Here is a 4786-nt window from a genome sequence, read left to right as displayed (position 1 = left end):
ACGGCAATTAAGCGGTCTTTGTGGTTGATATGCTCGATTAAATCTTGAGTTAACTTCGTCCGGCCATAGAAAACTTGAGCATCTTTGATCTGTTCGGTAAAATATGCCAGGGAACGGTAGGGACATTCATCTTTAAAAGCTGTGTGAGTGACGTTACTAGTCAACAGAATCGATCGCTTAGAATTCTCACATTGCGGCGATTGCCCTGCTTGCTTCATCCGTTCTTGAATATGTTTAGCCAGTTTATGGCTATCAACCATGCCATCTGGATCGAGATCGGGATTTAAACCTGTTATCAACTCCTGCGTAAACAAACCTTGCTGATGCTTAATTTCTACCCCTGGTTCGTAGGAACGAGTCGCTGTAAAAATACAATAATTTTTATTAGTCGGCAGATACTCGATTGCTTTGCCGCTATAACAGCAATCTAACCAGATAATCAGATTTTTAACGGGGCTGGTTTGAATCAGATGGCCTAACTCACTGAGTGAAATACCATAGTTACAATCGCTCGGCAGTACATCACTGGTGGCTAAAAATACCTCTTCTCGACCATCGATCGTTTGACGCCAACCATGACCCGAAAAAAAGAATAAAGCTGTTTCTGGAGGATGACGATCGGGGGGATTGAGTAAGTTGGCGATCGCTTCTCTCAATTCTTGAATCTTGACGACTCCAGCCTCGGTATCGATGTGCAATTCACCCTTGCGATCGGCCATCCGTGGGAGTCGGTGGACGCGAAAGGTTTGAAACCCATATCGTTCGAGTTGCACCGCAATCGTTTCGGCATCATTAGCCGCCGCAGTCAATGGCTTGAGGGTGGTATGATGCGGGTAGTAATTAATGCCGACAACTAATGCTTCCCAATGTGAAGTCATATTTCAGCTTGGCTGACAACTCAGTCTGGTAAGTGTTACGTTAAGAACGTCAAGATATATTACCTCATCTAATTGAGGTAAAAGTTATGGAAGTAACAAACAGTAATACAATCTTAGCATATCTGTTGGCACTACGGGATTTTTCAGACGTCTTGAGCACTTCTGAAAAAGAAAAATTACAGACAGTTGCTAAAGATTTAAACATTCAACCCAAAGCCTGGACGAGTCATCTCGAAGCCGATCTGATCCAGACTATCCAAGGTAATCCCCAATTATTTCAATTCTACCGATCGTACAAAGAACAGCTCGATCGTTCGGGAGCAATTCCCATCGATTTACTACTGACAACGGAAAAAAACGAGCGATCGAGTGTGGATGCATCGCCGTTAATTGCCAAAGGAATGACCCCAGTAACACCAGCAACAGGCTACGAGCAGCAATTGAATAATGTGGTAATTGCGGTCAATCAAGCAGATTGCCCCGAGCAAAAAGTCCAAGAATATACTTTTCTCGATCGAGTCAAAGAATTTTTAAATCAAAATAGCCTATGATTTTTCAAGATCGGCATTATTTACATTTTGCCTTGCAAAAATATTCTCTTGCCCTAATATATGAATGAGCTATTCTATCCAACGATTGACTTATTTATCTACGATCTCAGGAGTCCGCTCAATGCTAGTGCTGATGAAATTACGCAAAATTATCAAGCGTTTCTGACTAGATTACCTTCAGGTCTAGATTTCAAAAACACTGAAATTGAAACTGAATATCTAGAATTAACAACACCTACCAGAATCAAGCTCAAGCCTGTCGATCTGCGATTGGAAGGATATTACTATCCGGTACTCCTCAATGATACTTATGGCTTGCAAATTGATTGTTCGGTCAATAACTTAACTGAGCCTCAATCGATCGACTCGTTTAGTTCGATCGCCACAGAAATTGCTAAAGCTGCCGCATCTAAAGCTTTAACAATTGGGAGAACTTGGACGGTTTCCGGCTGGTTGACCGCAGCACACCCAGATCCAGAGAGGATCGCGATCGATTGCTACCAAGCATTGTTCACAACTAAAGAGACACCGGAAATCCGAGGTAAAGGCACATTTTTAGATGCCCAAATCTTTGAAGTCTGGGGATCGCCATCTGTGGCTAGCGATCGCGTATTAATTATATTATTCCCCGATCGATCGACACTAGAAAAAGCTGCTGAATTTTACACAGATTGGATAGGTTTATTTTGCTATAGCCATAAGATCTCGTGGGCTTATCATCAAAGCCGTGCTCTTAAAGAATCTTTGATTTATCATTATAAAAAAGTTGAAGATAATGCATCAAAAATTCAGAACAGCCAGAATATCAATGTCAAGTTAGTTGATTTGCAGGTCTTATTCAATGATGTTAAAAAAATTCTCAATGCTTATACGAGTGATCTATTAAATCTCTCATTTCAAAAACAAATTATTAATATTAATCTCGTTAATTACCGAAACCGTCTAGAACAGATCAAAACCAAGGCAGTTCAAAGCAACGATCTCGAATTTCTAGATCGATTTGGTGATTTAGCTGAAAAAAAATATCTGGCTCAAATCGATAAAGATACAGAGAACATGCAACTTGGGCTAAAATTGCTGGAAACGAATATTAGTGCGCTACGCAGTCAGATTGAAATCGAAAAATCCGAACGCGATCTCAACTTTCAAAACCTAGTTACGCTGATTGGTGCAGGTACCGCAATCAGTACCTTATTTGATTATGATGGCAAAAAATGTAAAGCAGTTTTTAGCGTTTCCAAAGAACCAGAAGTCCCCCATATTTGTAATAATTTTTGGTTTGGCAGCGTGGTCATGCCGATTGGGACTATTCTGCTCTTAGGGGGGGTAATGTTATCGCTAAAATGTCTGTGGGTCGAGATTAAGGGTCGAAAAATCCGTCCGAAAGACTAAGTATTTAGCACCGCAATCAAATTTCGATCTCAATTTTCTGGCGATATCTACGCACTAATTCAGCGGTGCGAGCTGTTCGCTAGCAAAAATCGAGATCGAACTGTAGCGTCCGATCTACTCGATGCCAAACCGCCAGTGGCGATCGATCGCACTCCAACCCCAACCACCCGAAATCGAGCCGATAAAACTCTCCGTTCACTTGTGGCGATCGAGCTGGCAGTTAAAATGCTAGGATGAATCCAGCAGTTGGCCAAACCACTCACAACAGCGCACTTTGTCGTCAACAGCCACGGAAATCAATGGGGAAAGATTGGTGCCAACTCCAACGCTGTCCCGCAACTGTAATGTGTTCGAGATCCCATAATTCGATCTGGAGATCGGGTTTGATTTTGAATTAACTAAGTCAGAACACCCATTGGTATCCGCAATCAAGTTCATCTGCGAGGTTCAAGGTGACAACATCTCCATATCGAAAAATTGCCCCATTGTTAGCAATGGTTGGCTTGAGCAGCTATTTAGTCATTGGCTCGCCAACCCCCGCTCATGCGATGCACATTGCCGAAGGCTATCTACCCGTCCAGTGGGCGGTATTTTGGTGGGTAGCAGCCTTACCCTTCTTCGCTTTGGGTTTACGCTCCATCAACCGGATTACCCAAGCGCATCCAGAACTCAAACTACTCCTCGCCTTAGCTGGAGCCTTTACCTTCGTCCTCTCAGCACTCAAGATCCCCTCTGTCAGTGGCAGTAGCTCTCACCCCACCGGCACAGGACTGGGCACAATTCTGTTCGGCCCCTTGGCGATGTCCGTCATGGGTGGGTTGGTGTTGCTATTTCAGGCGATACTACTCGCACATGGTGGATTGACAACATTGGGTGCAAATGCGTTTTCGATGGCCATTGTCGGCCCGATGGTTGCGTATGTTGTCTACCAGACGATCGCCAAAACTGGGCATCAGAAAGTTGCGGTATTTTTAGCTTCAATGTTGGAAGACTTGTGTACTTATTTAGTAACTGCGGTGCAATTGGCACTCGCTTTTCCGGCAGTACAAGGTGGGTTTATGGCAGCTTTTGTTAAATTTGTCAGTGTATTTGCAATTACGCAAATCCCCTTGGCAATTAGTGAGGGGTTGTTAACAGTATTAGTCTGGAACTGGCTTCAGGACTACGGCCAACAAGAGCTAAAAATCCTCGGACTATTTCAAAAAGGCAGAAACTTAGATGCAGAAATTATCAACTAATATCTTGCTATTCAGTGGTGCAGTCATCTTGTCAATGGCTCCAATCTTGATGTATCAAGGCAAAGAATTTAAGGCCACAGATAGTCTTAATATCACGGCGATCGAACAAGTCAAACCTGGATACAAACCTTGGTTCGAGCCGATACTCAAACCTGCTGGCGGTGAAATCGAAACCTTTTTATTTGCCACCCAAGCCGCGATCGGATCGGGAGTGACTTGTTATATTTTAGGCTTATACAAAGGTCGCACCGAACGCCGCAAAAGCGATGAAACCGTTACAGCTCCGGAACATCGCGATTAGTGAATATCCACATTGACACTCTGGCATATAGCAGTCGGCTGCGCCATCTGCCACCAGCTCAAAAGCTCTGCTTTGCCTTGGCGGTGCTAGTGATTGCCCTCCTCAGTCACTATCCAGTGCAGATTGTCATCTTAATCTGGATGAGTGTGTGGATTGTAATTTATGCGGGCATTCCTCCCCAAGTTTACGGGGCGATGCTGTTGGGAGTCTCGATATTTCTGATAACGAGTCTGCCAGCTTTAGTGTTCGAGTATGTCGATCGAATTTCGGCGAATCTCCAACTCGATGTCCTCTGGCAACTGCCGATTGGCAATGGGTACATTTACCTCAGTCACAATGGCTTGATGCGGGCGATCTCAGTAGTGATGCGTTCTTTAGCCAGTACTTCCGCGCTATTTTCGATCGTCCTGACAATTCCCGCGATCG

The 4786-nt window shown here is 43.9% G+C and carries 6 protein-coding genes and 1 riboswitch; of the genes, 5 read left to right on the top strand and 1 reads right to left on the bottom strand.

The genetic code is table 11. The annotated features are described in order from the left end of the window. Window positions 1-878, bottom strand: an 878-nt coding sequence (locus RMO27_RS20320) for a caspase family protein (RefSeq protein WP_309735970.1), incomplete at its 3' end; no start/stop codon positions are given. An 86-nt stretch (window positions 879-964) separates the two neighbouring features. Here RMO27_RS20320 and RMO27_RS20315 point away from each other — a divergent pair. From RMO27_RS20315 to RMO27_RS20295, 5 genes are all read left to right on the top strand, one after another. Further along, window positions 965-1429 (top strand): hypothetical protein, encoded by a 465-nt coding sequence (locus RMO27_RS20315; RefSeq protein WP_309735967.1) that lies wholly within the window; start codon window positions 965-967, stop codon window positions 1427-1429. A gap of 60 nt (window positions 1430-1489) precedes the next feature. Then, entirely contained in the window at window positions 1490-2821 is a 1332-nt protein-coding gene (locus RMO27_RS20310) for a hypothetical protein (protein WP_309735965.1), read from the top strand. 256 nt (window positions 2822-3077) lie between these two features. Then, window positions 3078-3256: riboswitch (cobalamin riboswitch) on the top strand. Window positions 3257-3315: 59 nt separating this feature from the next. Further along, window positions 3316-4059 carry an energy-coupling factor ABC transporter permease gene (locus tag RMO27_RS20305; RefSeq protein ID WP_396133769.1) on the top strand — a complete coding sequence of 248 codons (744 nt, stop codon included), beginning with the start codon at window positions 3316-3318 and terminating at the stop codon, window positions 4057-4059. After that, a complete protein-coding gene (locus RMO27_RS20300) occupies window positions 4040-4360 on the top strand; it encodes an energy-coupling factor ABC transporter substrate-binding protein (protein WP_309735960.1) in 321 nt (106 codons plus the stop codon). Before RMO27_RS20305 ends, RMO27_RS20300 begins: the two co-directional genes overlap by 20 nt. Next, the coding region (locus tag RMO27_RS20295; protein ID WP_309735959.1) for a CbiQ family ECF transporter T component at window positions 4360-4786 on the top strand (427 nt) is incomplete at its 3' end. The genes RMO27_RS20300 and RMO27_RS20295, both read left to right, overlap by 1 nt.

The organism is Chamaesiphon sp. OTE_75_metabat_556, assembly GCF_031378165.1.
In the GTDB taxonomy this organism is placed as follows: domain Bacteria; phylum Cyanobacteriota; class Cyanobacteriia; order Cyanobacteriales; family Chamaesiphonaceae; genus Chamaesiphon.
This window is presented reverse-complemented; position numbering and strand designations above follow the sequence as displayed.